General features: G+C 61.1%; 12 protein-coding genes and 1 tRNA gene. 6 read left to right on the plus strand and 7 right to left on the minus strand.

Translation table 11 applies throughout. The annotated features are described in order from the left end of the window. Positions 1 to 321 precede the first annotated feature (321 nt). Genes HMPREF3169_RS09265 through HMPREF3169_RS09275 form a run of 3 tightly spaced genes read left to right on the plus strand, consistent with a single transcriptional unit; the run spans position 322 to position 2,513 of the window. A complete protein-coding gene (locus tag HMPREF3169_RS09265) occupies positions 322 to 1,002 on the plus strand; it encodes an Rv1157c family protein (protein ID WP_070433469.1) in 681 nt (226 codons plus the stop codon). Continuing rightward, a complete protein-coding gene (locus HMPREF3169_RS09270) occupies positions 1,002 to 1,538 on the plus strand; it encodes a ribonuclease FAU-1 family protein (protein WP_070433448.1) in 537 nt (178 codons plus the stop codon). Before HMPREF3169_RS09265 ends, HMPREF3169_RS09270 begins: the two co-directional genes overlap by 1 nt. 54 nt (positions 1,539 to 1,592) lie before the next feature. Further along, positions 1,593 to 2,513 carry a DUF808 domain-containing protein gene (locus tag HMPREF3169_RS09275; protein ID WP_070456226.1) on the plus strand — a complete coding sequence of 307 codons (921 nt, stop codon included), beginning with the start codon at positions 1,593 to 1,595 and terminating at the stop codon, positions 2,511 to 2,513. A gap of 35 nt (positions 2,514 to 2,548) precedes the next feature. Here HMPREF3169_RS09275 and zupT read toward each other — a convergent pair whose 3' ends face one another. After that, positions 2,549 to 3,349 (minus strand): zinc transporter ZupT, encoded by an 801-nt coding sequence (zupT, locus tag HMPREF3169_RS09280; RefSeq protein WP_061921716.1) that lies wholly within the window; start codon positions 3,347 to 3,349, stop codon positions 2,549 to 2,551. 121 nt (positions 3,350 to 3,470) lie between these two features. Here zupT and HMPREF3169_RS09285 point away from each other — a divergent pair, with 121 nt between their 5' ends. Both HMPREF3169_RS09285 and HMPREF3169_RS09290 read left to right on the plus strand, forming a co-directional pair. Next, a complete protein-coding gene (locus HMPREF3169_RS09285) occupies positions 3,471 to 4,550 on the plus strand; it encodes a hypothetical protein (protein ID WP_061921713.1) in 1,080 nt (359 codons plus the stop codon). 32 nt (positions 4,551 to 4,582) lie between these two features. Next, positions 4,583 to 6,001 (plus strand): hypothetical protein, encoded by a 1,419-nt coding sequence (locus tag HMPREF3169_RS09290; RefSeq protein WP_070456227.1) that lies wholly within the window; start codon positions 4,583 to 4,585, stop codon positions 5,999 to 6,001. Here the strand turns inward: HMPREF3169_RS09290 and selB are convergent. The 3 genes from selB to HMPREF3169_RS09305 all read right to left on the minus strand — a co-directional run bounded on the left by selB (position 5,998) and on the right by HMPREF3169_RS09305 (position 9,288). Continuing rightward, entirely contained in the window at positions 5,998 to 7,782 is a 1,785-nt protein-coding gene (selB, locus tag HMPREF3169_RS09295; protein WP_070456229.1) for a selenocysteine-specific translation elongation factor, read from the minus strand. The two genes, HMPREF3169_RS09290 and selB, sit on opposite strands and share 4 nt — an antisense overlap. 3 nt (positions 7,783 to 7,785) lie before the next feature. Continuing rightward, complete coding sequence (gene selA, locus HMPREF3169_RS09300; RefSeq protein WP_070456231.1) at positions 7,786 to 9,147, minus strand: L-seryl-tRNA(Sec) selenium transferase; 1,362 nt, start codon at positions 9,145 to 9,147, stop codon at positions 7,786 to 7,788. A 46-nt stretch (positions 9,148 to 9,193) separates the two neighbouring features. Then, positions 9,194 to 9,288 (minus strand) — tRNA-Sec (locus HMPREF3169_RS09305). Between the two features lie 118 nt (positions 9,289 to 9,406). Between HMPREF3169_RS09305 and selD the strand changes: the two genes are divergently transcribed. Then, positions 9,407 to 10,396 carry a selenide, water dikinase SelD gene (gene selD / locus HMPREF3169_RS09310; RefSeq protein ID WP_070456233.1) on the plus strand — a complete coding sequence of 330 codons (990 nt, stop codon included), beginning with the start codon at positions 9,407 to 9,409 and terminating at the stop codon, positions 10,394 to 10,396. Here selD and nrfD read toward each other — a convergent pair. The 3 genes from nrfD to fdnG are packed head-to-tail and all read right to left on the minus strand — an operon-like array spanning position 10,393 to position 15,867. Continuing rightward, positions 10,393 to 11,511 carry an NrfD/PsrC family molybdoenzyme membrane anchor subunit gene (nrfD, locus tag HMPREF3169_RS09315; RefSeq protein WP_070456235.1) on the minus strand — a complete coding sequence of 373 codons (1,119 nt, stop codon included), beginning with the start codon at positions 11,509 to 11,511 and terminating at the stop codon, positions 10,393 to 10,395. The two genes, selD and nrfD, sit on opposite strands and share 4 nt — an antisense overlap. Continuing rightward, positions 11,508 to 12,566 carry a 4Fe-4S dicluster domain-containing protein gene (locus HMPREF3169_RS09320; protein WP_070456237.1) on the minus strand — a complete coding sequence of 353 codons (1,059 nt, stop codon included), beginning with the start codon at positions 12,564 to 12,566 and terminating at the stop codon, positions 11,508 to 11,510. The genes nrfD and HMPREF3169_RS09320 overlap by 4 nt, the downstream gene beginning before the upstream one ends. 13 nt (positions 12,567 to 12,579) lie before the next feature. Continuing rightward, positions 12,580 to 15,867 (minus strand): formate dehydrogenase-N subunit alpha, encoded by a 3,288-nt coding sequence (gene fdnG, locus HMPREF3169_RS09325; protein WP_235591027.1) that lies wholly within the window; start codon positions 15,865 to 15,867, stop codon positions 12,580 to 12,582. Positions 15,868 to 15,873: the final 6 nt, after the last annotated feature.

The following is a 15,873-nucleotide window of genomic DNA, read 5'->3' on the forward strand; positions in this document are numbered from 1 at the left end:
GCATTGGAACACCCCTCTGAAGCGGGAAATCGCAGGAGCCAGCGTTTTGTAACAAATCTATAACCCCGGACGAAAGACGGGTTGAGACACACTTTCGCTTCAGAAACTGGCTTGACCGTAAGAAACTTGACCGCAAGAAAAAGGTGAATATTGTTACCAGAGATACTATTGTGACCAATGTGCCGAATGTTATTGTCAAGCATCTCGCACCCATTTCCGTCTCCTGCACCCAATTCAAGGAATCTGATAATCGTGAGCACCTCGAGCACCGCACCTAGCTCCGAGCACAACAACGGACGCCGCCTCCGCGCGAGCTCCGGCATGATTGCTGCCGCTACCGCGGCGCTCATCGGTCTAGCTACTCCCCTTATCGCACCGGCCCAGGCAGACGCCCCGGACCTGGCCGCCCTGGAAGCACAGGCAATGTCGCACTCCCCGCTGGATTCGCTGGGACGTCCCAATGAGGCAACCCAGAATCGTATCCGCGAATTCGCCGCACAGCTATGGATTCCCAACGACATTCGCAGCGCCATCCTCTCCGGACTTGCTTTCAGCATGGGCCAGGGAGGCGATCCAGGCGTGAAATTGCCTGAGGGCCAAAGCCCAGCATTCCGCCAGTTCTACTGGCCTACCGTCTCCGCAAAATGCATCGGGGGCCAGGGCGATTCCATGGGTTCTGCCATCGCCGTCCCGGGCCCTACCAAGATGCCAGCACCGGGTGCAGGTCCAGGAGAGGCAGTCTTCCTCTTCACGGCACTAGGCACTTCCCCTGCAGCTAAGGAGCAGGGCAACATGAAGGTCCAGTGGTTCAACCTGGACACCTTCCAGTCCGGCGTTACCCCGCTTTTCAACAACGGCATCAACGCCGACGGCCCCACCACCGTCTCAGGCCGCGCCACCACGGGCAAGGGCACCGTCGTGGCCATCTTGTCCGGTTCCGTCAACACCCAAGATTCCGCGTGCGCATTCCCGCCAACTGCCGCCTTCCTTGAGGTCAATTAATGAGCGTCGATCTGCACCCTGTCAAGCAAGAAACCTTTAATACAGCGGAAAACATCAACGTCGATCCAAAGGGTTTCTTACGCGAGGTAGACACCTACAAAGAAACCGAATTCGGTCTTTACATGGCCCGCGGTGCTAATCATCCGCGCTTTGGCTACCTCGAATCTTGGTTGCTGCCTAAACTGGGCCTGCGCGCGAATATCTTCCACTTCCGGGAAGGGGTCGAGGCACACCAGGACTTCTACTTCGATATCGCTGACATCGATAACAAGGATGGAGTCTGGACTACCCGTGACCTTTACGTCGATCTGGTCTCGAACACGGGCGAGCCAATCGACGTTCTCGACATCGACGAGTTGGCCGCAGCCACCTCCGCGGGTTTTATCTCGGCAGAAGAGGCAGAGCGCGCTATGGACCGTACCCTCGTCGCGGTTGAAGGCATTACCCGATACGGCGACGATTCCATGGCTTGGCTGCGCGCCCTCGGCATCGAGCTTTCTTGGGCAGACTCTGTCACCCTGACGCCTGCGGAGTAGTTGCGTAAGATATTTAGGGTTATTTGTCCCTATCATATTAAGGATGCTTTCCCCATGGCCGGTGGACTTTTTGCATTGCTTGACGACGTCGCGGTAATCGCTCGCGCGGCAGCCTCCAGCGCCGACGACGTCGCTGCCCTAGCTGGCAAGACCTCGGTAAAGGCGGCGGGCGTCGTGGTTGACGATGCCGCCGTTACGCCACAGTACGTCTCCGGCGTTACCCCAGCCCGCGAGCTGCCTATCATTTGGCGCATCACCAAAGGCTCGCTCATCAACAAGATCGTCATCATCTTGCCGATCGCGCTGCTGTTGTCTTGGATTGCGCCGTGGGCGCTGACCCCCATTCTCATGTGCGGCGGTACTTATCTGTGCTTTGAGGGCGCAGAAAAGATCTTCCACTACTTCGCAGCACATGGCGCAGAAGAAGAAAAAGAAGCACAGACGGATACAAAGGATCCAGACGCCGAAGACAAGTTGGTTAAGTCTGCCGTTACCACGGACCTTATCTTGTCCGCTGAGATCATGGTGATCTCGCTCAACGAGGTCATTGACCAAAGCTTCTGGATGCGCCTAGGCGCGCTGCTCATCGTCGCCTTCGCTATCACTTTGGCGGTCTATGGCGCTGTCGGCGTGCTGATCAAGATGGACGACCTTGGCATTAAGCTGCTGGAGCGCAACGAAGGAAAGTCCGCCGTCGGCAACGCCTTGGTCAAGGGCATGCCGGTAGTTCTGGACATCATCTCCGTCATCGGCACGGCGGCAATGCTGTGGGTAGGTGGACACATCGTTATCAAGGGTCTGCACGAGTCCGGCATCAACCAGCCGCACGGTTTTATCCATCACCTGACCGACCCCATCTCCAACGGCGCGCTGGCCTGGACCGTAGATACCGTCTGTTCCATGGCCTTCGGCCTTGTCCTGGGCGCCATCGTCTTGGGCATCGTCACAGGCGTCAAGAAGGCTCTCGGTAAGTAGTCGAGAACCCCTTAAGGTTTTTCTCGGCTACTCGATTACAGAAACATAAGCAGCGACAGCGCCATCACTGCCATTCCGGCAATCAGCCCGTAGATGGCGTGGTGGTGTTCACCAGTTTCCTCTGCGGTGGGCAAAAGCTCATCAAGCGAGATGAAGACCATAATGCCGGCGATGGCTGCAAAGCTAAAGCCCATCGTGGCAGGCCCCATCAGCGGCAGCAGGAGAACGAAGCCCACCGCTGCCCCGACTGGCTCAGCGAGCCCCGAAACCGTAGTCCACCAGAAGGCTTTGGCTCTCGAGCCCGTGGCTTCCCGTAGTGGCACCGCGACGGCGATGCCTTCCGGTATATTGTGAATCGCAATCGCCACGGCTACCGGAATCGCGATACGTGGGTCTTCCAAGCCGGCGAGGAAGGTGGCAAAACCTTCCGGAAAATTATGAAAGGCCAAGGCACAGGCCGTAAACACGCCCGTCTTCATCAGCCGCTTGCGGCGTGCTTCTTCTTCCGTGGTGGCAGGCTCGTGCGGATTAATCTCTTCCGGAACGATCCGGTCAATAACCGCAATTATCGCGATGCCGGCGAAAAACGCGAGCACCACCGCCCAGGTTCCTGTCTTCTTTCCGCCAAAGGCCTCAGTCAATTGCTCGAGGCCCGTCGGCAGGATCTCCATGAAAGAGACATAAAGCATGACGCCAGCTGAAAGGCCTAACGCGGCAGCCATAAAAGCCGAACCAGCATGGCGTTTACTGACGGCGATGCCGGCGCCGATGGACGTCGATAAGCCGGCCAAGAGCGTAAGACCGAAAGCCACCGCCAAGGAAGACGCTGTATACATAACTTAAGACTCTAGAACATTAGCGCGTCCCAGCCCCCACTCCGTGGTGCGTAGGCTTTAAATGCGTAGGCTAGAAGCCTATAAACCTTTAAAGATTTGGAGGCCCTCGTTGGACGTGAGCATGTACCCACTAGCTAAAAGCTACTTCGGCGTCACTCACGTCGCAGTTCTCGAGCATGTAGTCCACTCGGTAGCGCTCAGCCTCCCGCTTTTGCACAAAGGGCCGCTTGCGCTGGCGGTCACGCTCGAGCCCGAGGCTTTCAGCGGCGGCTGGCGTGTGCGCAGTGAGTTTGGCATCTTAGGCTATCTCGACGCCGCGGAAACCGCGGAGTTTCCTGCCCTGCAGCGCGTGCGTGCATCAGGGTTTAGAGTCGCAACTGACGCTACGGTCGAGCTCGTGCCTGAGGACGCGACTATCGACGTCGCGGTTAACCTCGGTCTTGCCCCGTGGATGGTGCCTGTCAATGAGCAACCCGCAGGCTCCGTACTATTGCAGGGCGGCCTCGGCCTCCTCATCGATACCGCAAACGGGCAGCTCAATGAATCTCAACTTTCGCGCTTAAATACCCAGCAGATCTTCGTCTCGCTGCATCTGGTTGAAAGCGATATTGTCGCCGCTACCCCAGGCTCCGTCCTGGGCCGCGTGTGCACCACACAACAACAGCCACACCTCGGTGCGATCCTGGAACGTGGCGCTGCACAAGGTGCCGCTATTGCTGCCCGTGCTTACTGCGCCGACGGCCGCATCGCTGTCGACGTGCCCGAGGTGGGTGCCACCGAGTTCTTCTCCCCCGCCGTCCCCGCCCTGCGCGTGCCGCCCGAAGCACCCGCCATCCCTCCTGCCGTCGAGCCCGTGGCCACGCAGGCTTGGGAGACCGGCCTCGAGGCCGCAGACTTCCATGCCGACCTGCCGCGCGGAGCCAAGAAAATCGCGCGCCTGGTGACTCTAGCGGCACAGCCTGCCCCGGAAGCAGTAGTAAAACCGGAACCAGCGGACAAACCTGAACCGCTGGCAGAGCCTGCACCGCATAGCGAGCTCGCAAGCCTCGTCAACCACGTCCCAGGCCAACAAGCGTTAGCATGGCGGCAGCTTCCCATCGCTGCAGCGCCGGGTCGCTTCTCCTCGGAGTCAGCGCGTGTGCGCGCACGACGCTCTGAACGTGCGGCCTCCCGGCAGCGGGGCGGGCACCACCGCAAGTAGACTTGCAGCTTTCCCACCGAAAGGACTTAACAATGCTTTCCCACAACCGGCGCTTGCTGCGCATCGGCGCGACCGTGCTGGCTGGCAGCCTCTTTTTGGCTGCCTGCGGCGAGGGCGAGTCCGCCAACCCGCGCATCATCCAAGGCTTGCACCAGAAAAAGCCGAAAGAGCCGATTGCCCGCCCGATGTCGGAGATGGTCCCAGCAGAGGTCGCCGCAGGACTCGGCAGCGAAAAGTACGGACTGCCCACCGCCCACGGCGCATCCATCGCATCGGGAGCGATGGAGCAATGCCGGGATTTCAAAGGCGATACCTTCCAAGCTGTTGCCGAGGCCAAGACTTTGGAGGACCACGAAATCGAGGTGGACTACGGCCTCGACGATGCCGACATGAAGTCCTGGGATGGCATGTGCGCACCCATCAAATTCGAAGGCGCCAATGCCTTTGCCACCGTGGCGACAGTGCCGTATAAGCAGGACAAGAACGAAGTCACGGGCCCGATGCTCTACATCTTCAACGGCGGTAACGGCGCTCCCCTGGTCACCCAACCTTTCGAGCTGCCGCACGAATTTGCCGGGAAGAAGATGAGTGATTTCGCCATCACCCAGGTGGGCGAAAAGCTGGTCTTTTCCCTAAACGATGTGCCGGAGGACAAAGCCCCACAAATCTTCACGCTCTCGCTTGCTGATGCCACCTCAAAGACCGTCAATCAGCCAGAGCCGCCGGCGAATACCTCGCAGCGCCGCCTAGAGGAATTCCGCATTCAGGATTCCTATGTTTATATCGCCGAACGCAACAGCGAGGCCGGATATCAGCTCGTTGCTGTCGATGCCCTAAGCGGCGAGGAAACCGTCTTGGTGGATGCGGGTTCCCCGGGCTTCAACGACGGCGAGCTGCCGCCCGAGGCCAAGGGCTATACCTTGCTGCACAACAACGACTTCCTAGTGGGACTCTCCGACAACGCAGCGCGCCCAACCTTTGTCTACGACAAGCAGCAAGGCCCGCGCATGCTTGGCGATGCCTTCCCGCTCGACGACCCTGAGGATCCCGCCCACGTCTCCAGTCCTACGGGCACCATCGTGCGCAATCATCTGACGCTGCTGGATAAAGATGCCGGCATCAAGGTCATCGATCTGGCTAGCGGCGAGCAGGTGAGGGAAGTCTCCAACGAGAAGATGACCGAACCTTTCGAGACCGAGGACTACAAGGAGAAGGGTATTTCTGCCATCTCCGACGGCCAGTCGCTCTACTTGTCTACCGGCAAGACCGAGGAATCCACCGAGCGCTACAAGCTCAACCTGGAGACCTTGGAGGTCGAGGAAAAGAACCCGAAGGCCGTGCCGCTCTTCGATACCCAGAACCTCTTCTTTGCTGGCTCCACCCTATTCGCCAACTTCGGCGAGGCCGGCGAGACCATCCCGGCCACCGGCGTTTACGCCTACTACGACTAAGCAAGCTCGCGCAGGCTGCCATCGAGGCGCCGGGTAATCCCCTTCGCATCCAGTTGCTCTAGCAGCGGGATGGCAACCCGGCGCGTGGTGCAAAGCGCCTGACGCGCCTGCGAGGTGCTAAAGGGCTGCTCGATTCCTTGCAGGCGGGTTCTCGCCTCCGCGACTGCCGCGGGCAGCAACACCACGCCGTCTTTTAGGCGCAGCAGTCTCCCGGCGCGCTCAGCTGCGGCAAGCTCCTTGTTTCCCAGACCAAGCTCGCGTAGGTCCGCGGCCTCCGGCGCGGCGAAGGGCTCTCTCTTTAGCCGGCGCTCCAGCTCGGCAACGCCCGCTTCTGCCTCGCCCAAGTTAACCGCAGCGCCGGGCAGCCGAATAACGCCTTCGGCGGACTCCAGCTTCGCCGCGGCAACAGCTAGGTTGAGCAGGCTATCTTCTTCGACACCCAATACATCGCGGGCGGCACCGCGCGGCAGGCCGACAGACAGCGGCTTGGCCGCCATGTGTTCCTGTACGGCATCATTAAGCGCCTGCTTCCACTGTCCCACCTGGCGGGCGGTGATCCACCACTTGTTAAAGGCAATCACCCCGGCAGGCGGCGCGGAGGTCTCATAGCCATCCTGTTCTAACTCGCTGAGCAACACGTAACCGCGGCGGCGCAGGCTCTGCGCCGGATTGCGGTAGTCTTCCAGCTGCGCGAGTTCTTCCGCGCGGCGGGCTGCAGCTCCCCGCCGGCGCAGCGCGGGCGGGACGAGGTCAACAATTTCCACGCCGGCCAACACGTGGCGAGCGCCGGGCCCGCGCAGCACAAAGCGATCCCCCAGCTGAAGAGCCAATGGGGCACTGAGTCGAATGCGCGCGAAGTCGCCGCTGAGAGGTCGCACGCGTGCTGCCACGCCCGCCGTGCCGGTATGGGCGATGAGCTCCTGGACCACGTCACTTAGGCTTTCGCCAGAGACCCGGCGCACGTCGAATTCTTGTGTGACCCGCCACGTGCTTGGGCTGAGCAGGCTATCGCCGCGGCTAATCGCCTCTGCCTCCACGCCGCGCAGGTTTACCGCAACGCGGGTGACTGGCTGGGCTGAGACAACCGCCGTATTTTCACTGTGCAGGCCGCGTACCTCGACTGGGACCAGCTCCCCGCCGCTGAGCAGCTCAAGTCGATCGCCCACGGCAATGCTGCCTGCCCCAAGTGTTCCGGTGACCACGGTGCCCGCACCCTTCACGCTGAAGGAGCGGTCTACCCACAGGCGAACGCGCCGCTCGGCATCTGGAGCAGGCGCGGCAGCCAGCACGGTGTCGAGCTCAGCGCGCAGCTTCTCGATGCCCTCCCCGGTCTTAGCGGAGACCTCGATGATGGCGGCGTCGGCAAGCGCGGTGGCCGCGAGCTGCCTGCCTACCTCCGCGCGCACCTCCTGACGACGCTGATCATCCGCACGGTCAGCGCGGGTCAGCGCCACGACGCCGTGACTAATTCCCAGCGCGGCGATGGCATCGCGGTGATCGGTGGACTGAGCCTGCCAGCCTTCATCGGCGGCGACGACGAAAAGCACCACCGGCGCAGGCCCCAGGCCAGCCAGCATATTGCCCAAGAATCGCTCATGGCCTGGGACATCAACAAAGGCAACATCGGCGCCCGAGGGCAGGTGCGTCCACACGAAGCCCAAGTCGATGGTGAGCCCGCGGCGCTTTTCCTCTTCCCAGCGATCCGGGTCCATACCTGTAAGCGCCCGCGCAAGCGTGGACTTTCCATGGTCCACGTGGCCGGCGGTGGCGACGACGTACATCTTTTACTCCTCAGGCTGTAGCTCTTGGGCTTTGCGGATGGCCGCGATAAGCGCGGCGTCGTGGGAGGCAGGGATGCAGCGGACATCGATAAGACACTGCCCCTGGTGTACGCGCGGCAGCACGGCCGACTGCCCTACGCGCAGAAGAGCGGCGAGTTCTTCCGGCAAAGCCACGGCAAAGCCTTCGAGCGGGTACTCAGGTGCCCCACCACCGCCAACACGTCCGGCGTGTGCAACCACCTCGCCGCCTACCGCCTGCGCCACCTCTTCGGTGCGGCGGCGGTACTTGGCGGAATCAATATGCAGGGCCTCCTCGACTGCATTCGCCGGCGCATTCAGCGCTGCTTCCAGGGCGTTTAGCCGCAGCTTATCGATGCGCACCGCACGCGCGAGCGGGTGCTTTTTCAACAAAGCAATAGCCTTCTTGGTGCCCAAGATGATGCCGGCCTGCGGCCCGCCGAGCAGCTTGTCACCAGAGGCGATGACCACGTCCGCGCCGGCATCCAGCTGCTCGCTGAGGCTCGGCTCCTCGGGCAGGGTCGGGTCCGGCACCAGCAGCCCGGAGCCCAGATCGACGATGAGGCTGACCTGCCCCGCGCCCTCTCCACGAGACTTATTGTGCTTCTGCAGCGCCCCACGCAGCTGCGGCACATCCACGGCGGTGGTAAAGCCCTCGATGCGAAAGTTGGAAGGATGTACCTTGAGCACCGCACCGGTGTTGTTACCTAGCGCAGCCTCGTAGTCAGCGAGGTGGGTGCGGTTGGTGGCGCCAATCTCTTTGAGTACCGTGCCGGAGGATTCGATGAGTTCCGGCAGCCTAAATCCGGCGCCGATCTCGATGAGTTCGCCGCGGGAGATGATGACTTCCTTTCCGGGGGCAAGAGCGGCGGTGGCCAGCAACAACGCTGCAGCTCCGTTGTTGACCACGAGCGCATCTTCCGCGCCCAGGCAGGCTGCGAGCAGCGCATTGATGGCGCCGCGGCCGCGGTCCTTAGAACGCACGCCGGCCGGAAGATCGAGCTCGACGTCGGTGTAGGCGGCGGCATCGGCAAGCGCAGCGATGGCAACCTCCGGAAGCGGCGCGCGGCCCAAGTTCGTGTGCACGATAACCCCGGTGGCGTTGAGCACCGGGCGCAGGCTATACGGGCTTGCGTTGTTTAGAGCATCCCGGACCTTGGCGGTGACATCCGCTGGCGCGATGGCTCCCCTTTGCGCCTGCTTGACGACGCCCCGGATAACAGCCCGCACTGCATGTTCCGCGAGCTTCTCGCGCGCAGCTTGGGCCTCCGGCAGCGCCAAAAGTTGGTCGGTACGGGGGATGTTGCGGCGCTCGTCCTGCCGCTGCGAATCGCTCTTGCTTGTCACAAACGTTCCTTGGGTTGCGGGGAGATGCCACGGGTGCCAGATACGCTGGCGGAGACGGACAGGAATCGAACCTGCCAGACCGAGCTACTCGGCCTCACCGGTTTTGAAGACCGGGGCGCCCACCAGGACACGTACGCCTCCATCGCACGAGTTTACACTTAGGCCAATTCAGCCAACACCCTGCCCAGCACCGCGCCCGCGCTCATCCGCAAAAGCACTATTGTCCCAGCGTGTTGCCAGCGGTTGTACACTCGGGATAATGAACGACATTTTGTTGACATCTTTTGCAGCAGGCGGCGGATGCGCCTGCAAAATCCCGCCGGGCGAGTTGGAATCGGCCGTCGAAGGCCTCGTGGGCAAGGCCGATCCGAACGTCTTGGTGGGCCTCGATGACGGCGACGATGCCGCGGCTGTCAAGATTCAAGATGGCCTAGCGGTAATTTCCACCGCGGACTTTTTCACCCCGATGCTCAACGACCCTTATGACTGGGGCCGAGTGGCGGCAGCGAACGCGCTTTCTGACGTCTACGCCATGGGTGGCACCCCAGTCACCGCCATCAACCTGGTGGGTTGGCCGCGTGAGGTACTCCCCCTCGACGTTCTGCGCGAGGTCTTGCACGGCGGAATGGATATCGCGACGCAAGCTGGCATCTCCGTGACCGGTGGCCACTCAATTACCTCGCCAGAGCCAATCTACGGCATGGCGGCCACGGGCATCGTGGCGCCGGAGAAGCTGATGCGCAACGACACTGCGGAAGCGGGCCTTCCCATCACGCTGACCAAACCCATCGGCGTGGGCATCTTGAACAACAAGCACAAGGCCACTGGTGAGGTTTCCAAAGCGGCCGTGGACTCAATGACCACGCTCAACCGCGAGGCCTCCCGTGCAGCAGTTGAGGCTGGCATTTCTGCAGCTACCGACGTCACCGGCTTCGGCTTGTTGGGCCACCTCTACAAGATGATGCGCGCCTCCGGCATCGCCGCTGAGCTCGACGCCAGCGCGGTTCCGGCCGTAGAAGGCGCCAAGGAAGCTCTTGCTGAGGGCTTTATTCCAGGCGGCTCCCGCCGCAACCTGGATTGGGTACGCCCGCACATCGACAATGCCGCGGAGCTTAGCGAAGAAGAGCTCGTCTTCTTAGCCGACGCCCAGACCTCCGGCGGCCTGCTGCTCATCGGCGAAGTACCGGGCTCCCCAGTCATAGGCCGCACCGTCGCGCACGACGGCGGGCCTTTTATTCGGCTTGCTTAATCTACTGAAGTAATCACCGAATGACGCAGCCCTTCCTGCGCGCGGGCACGTTCCGCCCGGCGTTTTTGGGGCGCGATGGTCGTGGCCGGGTCCTTGACCGCTTCGATGCCGCCGTTAAGCACACCGAAGCGGGTGCAGGCGGAACCAGCCATGAGCGAGAGGCCGGAGACCACCGAAAGCGCACGTGACTTGGTGGCCGCGGCCAGTGCGGTGCCCATACCACCGGCGGCGATGAGGTACTCGCTGGCCTTCATCAACTTGCCTGGGGTGCCGTTGTGCAAAGGTGCGACGGTCTCAGGCTCCATGTTTTCCTCCATGACCTCGGTCATGACCAGGTCGCTGGCAGCGGCAGCCATGCCCAGAGCGCGGGCCGGGCCGGCGCTTTCGACCGGAGTAAAGACCATGGCGCAGCCGGAGGCAGCGGCAGAGGCCGAGGAAACGAACACATAAGGCAGATGCTGCTTGGCGTCGTTCCACGTCGGGTTCGAGGTATTGCCCAAAAGCACCGCGGTATATCCCGCCAGCGGCCCACCCAAGATGCCCGCCGCCACGCCGGCCGGACCGGTAGCGGCACCAAGAGCCTTGCGCACGAACTTTGGCACAGGCAGCTTCTGCTTGGTCAGCTTGTCCGCCTCATGCAAAGCCGGCAAGGAGGAGGCCGTGGCAAAGGTGCCCAGAATCCACGAGCCCACGCTCATCGGGGAGGTCACCTTGAACACACGAAACATGTTCAGCAGGCGCTCAGGGCGGCCGAGGTCCAAGACCAGGAACACGGAGCCGCCCGCGGCAGCGCCAAAGGCCGCCAGGCGGGTGCTGCGCGCCAAGGCTTCATTCTTGGTGGCCTGCGCGCCAGCCGCCAGCAGTGCGGAGCCGCCAGAGACGCCGCCCAAGAACAGGTAAGCGCCAATCGGCCACTCCCATGGCGGAGCCTTGACCACGGGCTTGCCGTAGTAGGAGGAGAACTCGAAGTCCTCCGCCATGCGCTCTTCCTTGGAACCGTCCTGCGCACCGGCGCCAGGACGCTTACGCTTCTTCTTTGGCTTGATGCCGTCGAACTTGCGGTAGCGGTTAGCGCGCGCTGGTTGCGGCGGGCGGTACTCGTCGAATTCACTCACTTGCGGCCTCCCATCACGAATGCGCCAGCGACGGCCAAGGCCATGCCGCCGATAGCTTTAGCTGCGGTCTTGTACATCTGCGGCAGGTCCGCAGTGGGCACGCGTGGGTCTGGCGGCAGGCCATAGACCTCCGGGGAATCCAGCAACAGGAAGATGGACCCAGTTCCGCCGACGCCGTCCTCGCGGTTGGCGCCGTACAGGCGTGCCTCGGTCAGGCCCTGCTCGTGCAGAGCTTTGACGCGCGCCTCGGCTGCGGCCAGCATCTCCTCATACGGGCCGAACTGAATGGAGTCAGTCGGACATGTCTTGGCGCAGGCTGGCTGCTCGCCGAGCTTAAGGCGGTCGTAACACATGGTGCACTTCTGAGCGACGCCGAGATTCTTAATCGGCATTTTCTCACCCGGCGTGTGGTCCTCGCCCTGTGGTTTCAGCTGCGCCAGCTTCTTGAACACATTAATGCCAGCGTGGTCATCGGGCTGAAAATCGACGGTAGCCGTCTTATCAGTCTTCAGCGTCACACCGCCGTCATCGCGGCGCTCAATGACGCCGAACGGACAGCCGGCAACGCAAGTACCGCAACCGTTACACACGTCATCCTGCACAACCACCGTGCCGAACTCGGAGCGGAAGAGCGCGCCCGTTGGGCACACGTCCAAGCAGCCCGCGTTGGTGCAGTGCTTGCACACGTCAGAGGACATGAGCCAACGGAAGTCACCGGTGTCCGGCGGCGTGGTATCGACCTTTTCTAGCTGCGACCCGAAACCGGGCATGCCGAGGGAGACCAACTGACGGCCTTCCTCACGTGCCTGCTCGATGCGCTCTTGACCTTGTTCGATGAAGGCCACGTGGCGCCAGGTATTAGCGCCCAATGAGCCGGTGTTGTCGTAAGAGTCACCGGTTACCGCATATCCCTCAACCGGGTTGCGGTTCCATTCCTTACAGGCCACCTCGCAGGCTTTGCAGCCAATACAGATCGAGGTGTCCGTAAAGAAGGCCATGCGGTTATAGGACTCGTAGCCGTGCTGATCGGCTTTTTCAGTAAGCAAATTAGCCATGAGCTCTACTCACCTACCCTTCTTTGCCTTCGTAGTCGGCTACGTTGCCGGCGGTGTCATCAGCGCCGGTGTTTTCGTCCTTGGAATTAGCACCCTTGTCTTCGGGATTCAGCGTGAAAGCATCGTCGACGTCGACAAGCTGGTTACCGGACTCCAGGTCAAGGTGAGCCTTGTCCTGGTACTCCTTGAGCAACTCGATGCGGGCATGTCCGCGTGGACGACGGCCCGGGCGGATATCGCAGGCACCAATCTTGGAGTTCTGAATCCACACGTTCGGCTCAAGCGTGAGACCGAGCAGGTCATTCGCGCCGTCGCCAGCCACGTCCGTGGTTTCAGACTCGCCGTAGTGATACGGCAAACCGATCTGGTGGAAATCCTCGCCGTTAATCGTCAGCTTCTGCACGCGGCCGGTGACCAAGACCTGCGCCTCGATCACGCCACGCGGTGAAACGATGGTTGCCCATTCGCCATTTTCCAGCCCGCGCAGTTCTGCAAGCTCCTTCGAGACCTCACAGAACAGGCCCGGCTGCAGCTCCGCCAGGTAAGGCAGGCGGCGCGACATCGCACCCGAGGTATACATCTCGGTCAGGCGGTAGGTGGAGAACACGAACGGAAAGACCTCGGCTCCTGGCTCGCCCGGTTCTGGGCGCGACAGGTTATCTGGACGCTTAATGGTAAGACGCGTCGGCGATTGCTGCTGCTTGTAGAGCAGGTTGTGCGCTGGGGACTCATGCGGCTCATAGTGCGTTGGCAGCGGGCCATCCGATAGTCCCTTCGGCGCGAAGAGCCAGCCGACGCCGTCCGCCTGCATGATGAATGGATCGTCACCGTCGAGCGCGGCAGGGCCGACGGCGTCGATAGGCGCACGGTAATCCGGCGCCTTGTTGACTGGGAAGTCTGGGACGTCGTCGCCAACCCATGCCTCCTTGGCAGCATCCCACCAGATGTACTTCTTGCGCTCAGACCATGGTTTTCCGTCTGGGCGTGCGGAAGCACGGTTATAGAGGATGCGGCGGTTTGCAGGCCAGACCCAGCCCCACTCGAGGGCGACCTCGTTTTGTTCAGATCCCGGTACCTTCTTGGCGGCATGGTTGATGCCGTCCTTGAACACGCCTGTGTAAATCCAGCAGCCGCCGGAGGTGGAGCCGTCGTTCTTCATCTCCACGAAGGTCGGCAGTAGCTCGCCCTTCTTAGGACCATCGAGGTAGTAGCCGTTGATCTCCTTGAGGATCTCCTCGGAGTCTGGCTCACCTTCCTCGTTTTCGGTGTAATCCCAGGTGATCTTCTGAACCGGAAGATCGCGCGGATCGGTGGAGTCGGCCAAGCGCTCCTTGATCTTCTTACCCAGCTGGTAGAAGAACCACAGGTCACTGGTGGCCTCACCCGGCGGGGTGACCGCCTGGAAACGCCACTGCAGCATGCGCTGGGTCTGGGTGAAGGTGCCGGCCTTTTCCACGTGGGTAGCTGCCGGCATGAGGAAGACCTCGGTACCGATTTCCTCGGTCTTCAATTCACCGTTTTTAATCTCCGGCGAGTCCTTCCAGAAGCTGGCGGTCTCAATTTCTTGGAAGTCACGAACGACCAGCCACTTCAGCGCAGCCAGACCACGGCGCTGCATACCGCCGTTGGACTGTGCCACCGCTGGGTTTTGACCGAAGACGATGTAGCCCTCAACCTCATGCTCGAGCATGGCCATCAAGGTCTCATACGTCGAGTGCGCACCAGAAATGCGCGGCATGAGGTTATAACCCCACTCGTTTTCCGCCGTAGCGGCATCGCCCCAATAAGACTTCATGAGCGATACGGCATAGTTTTCGCCGATCTGCCAGAAGCCCTTCTGATCTTCCTTGCGGAAGGTATTGACGTAATCCTTCCAGCTCTGCAGGTTAACGTGGGGCATCGGCAGGTAGCCCGGCAGCGAGTTAAACAGCGTCGGGATATCCGTGGAGCCCTGGATGGAAGCGTGGCCACGCAGCGCCATGATGCCGGAGCCTGGGCGGCCGACGTTGCCCATCAGCAGCTGCAAGATAGCAGCGGTACGGATGAACTGAGCGCCCAGCGTGTGCTGGGTAAAGCCCAAGGCATAGGCAAAGCAGGTGGTGCGATCCGGCTTGGAGTTATCCGCGATGGAATTAGCCAGATAGAAGAAGTCCTCCTGCGAGATACCGCAGGTCTCCTCCACCATCTCCGGGGTGTAACGGGAGTAGTGACGCTTTAAAATCTGGAACACCGAATTCGGGTGCTGCAGAGTCTCGTCCTTCTCCACGTTCCACGAGGAGCCTTCCGGCTTGCGCACGTACTGCCACGAGTCGGTAACGTACTTGCCCGTTTCTGGGTCATAGCCAGAGAAAAGACCATCCAAGTCCTCGGTGTCCTGGTAATCAGGCGAAATGATCGAGGAAGCGTTGGTGTACGAGACCACGTAGTCGTGAAAATAAAGCTCGTTGTCGAGCATGTACTTGATGATGGCGCCAAGCAGCACCACGTCAGTACCACCGCGAATGCCGATGTGGCGGTTCGCGAAAGCCGAAGTACGGGTATAGCGCGGATCCACGTGGATGATGCGCGCGCCGCGCTTCTTGGCCTCAACTACCCACTGGAAGCCCACTGGGTGGCATTCAGCCATGTTAGAACCCTCAATGACAATGCAGTCCGCATTTGCCATATCCTGCAGCGGTTGGGTTGCGCCGCCGCGGCCAAACGAAGTTCCCAAACTGGGAACGGTGGCAGAGTGTCAAATACGAGCCTGATTTTCGACCTGAATCGCGCCGGTGGCGGTAAACAGCTTCTTAATCAGGTAGTTCTCTTCGTTGTCCAAGGTTGCACCGCCCAGACCGGCGATACCCATGGTGCGGTTGAGAGTGCGGCCTTCATCGTCAACGTCTTGCCAATGGGCCTTGCGGGATGCGATATAGCGATCCGCAATCATGTCCATGGCGGTTTCGGTATCCAGGTACTCCCACTCGGTGGAGTAAGGCGCACGGTACTTGATCTTGGTCAGACGCGAAGCAGAGTTAATAAGCTGCTCAGAGGCAGAGCCCTTCGGGCAAAGGCGACCGCGCGAGATCGGAGAATCTGGATCGCCTTCAACCTGAATGACTCTGTTGTCCTTGACATAAACGCGCTGCGCACAGCCCACCGCACAATAAGGACAGACAGACTGCACGACGCGGTCCGCTTCAACGGTCCGTCCGTGGAGCTCTTTGCTCTTCTTCGACTGGGTGCTGAGATCCCTGCCGAAGGCGTCTTTAGAACGCACCTGGCGCACAACGGGCCAGTTGAGAGGACTAAATTTCGACATACAGTC

It is taken from the genome of Corynebacterium sp. HMSC08C04, assembly GCF_001807495.1.
Lineage (GTDB): Bacteria > Actinomycetota > Actinomycetes > Mycobacteriales > Mycobacteriaceae > Corynebacterium > Corynebacterium simulans.

Coding starts and splice junctions, on each gene's coding strand:
- HMPREF3169_RS09265 (WP_070433469.1), top strand. CDS start 322: ATGATTGCTGCCGCTACCGCGGCGCTCATCGGTCTAGCTACTCCCCTT.
- HMPREF3169_RS09270 (WP_070433448.1), top strand. CDS start 1,002: ATGAGCGTCGATCTGCACCCTGTCAAGCAAGAAACCTTTAATACAGCG.
- HMPREF3169_RS09275 (WP_070456226.1), top strand. CDS start 1,593: ATGGCCGGTGGACTTTTTGCATTGCTTGACGACGTCGCGGTAATCGCT.
- zupT (WP_061921716.1), bottom strand. CDS start 3,349: ATGTATACAGCGTCTTCCTTGGCGGTGGCTTTCGGTCTTACGCTCTTG.
- HMPREF3169_RS09285 (WP_061921713.1), top strand. CDS start 3,471: ATGTACCCACTAGCTAAAAGCTACTTCGGCGTCACTCACGTCGCAGTT.
- HMPREF3169_RS09290 (WP_070456227.1), top strand. CDS start 4,583: ATGCTTTCCCACAACCGGCGCTTGCTGCGCATCGGCGCGACCGTGCTG.
- selB (WP_070456229.1), bottom strand. CDS start 7,782: ATGTACGTCGTCGCCACCGCCGGCCACGTGGACCATGGAAAGTCCACG.
- selD (WP_070456233.1), top strand. CDS start 9,407: ATGAACGACATTTTGTTGACATCTTTTGCAGCAGGCGGCGGATGCGCC.
- HMPREF3169_RS09320 (WP_070456237.1), bottom strand. CDS start 12,566: ATGGCTAATTTGCTTACTGAAAAAGCCGATCAGCACGGCTACGAGTCC.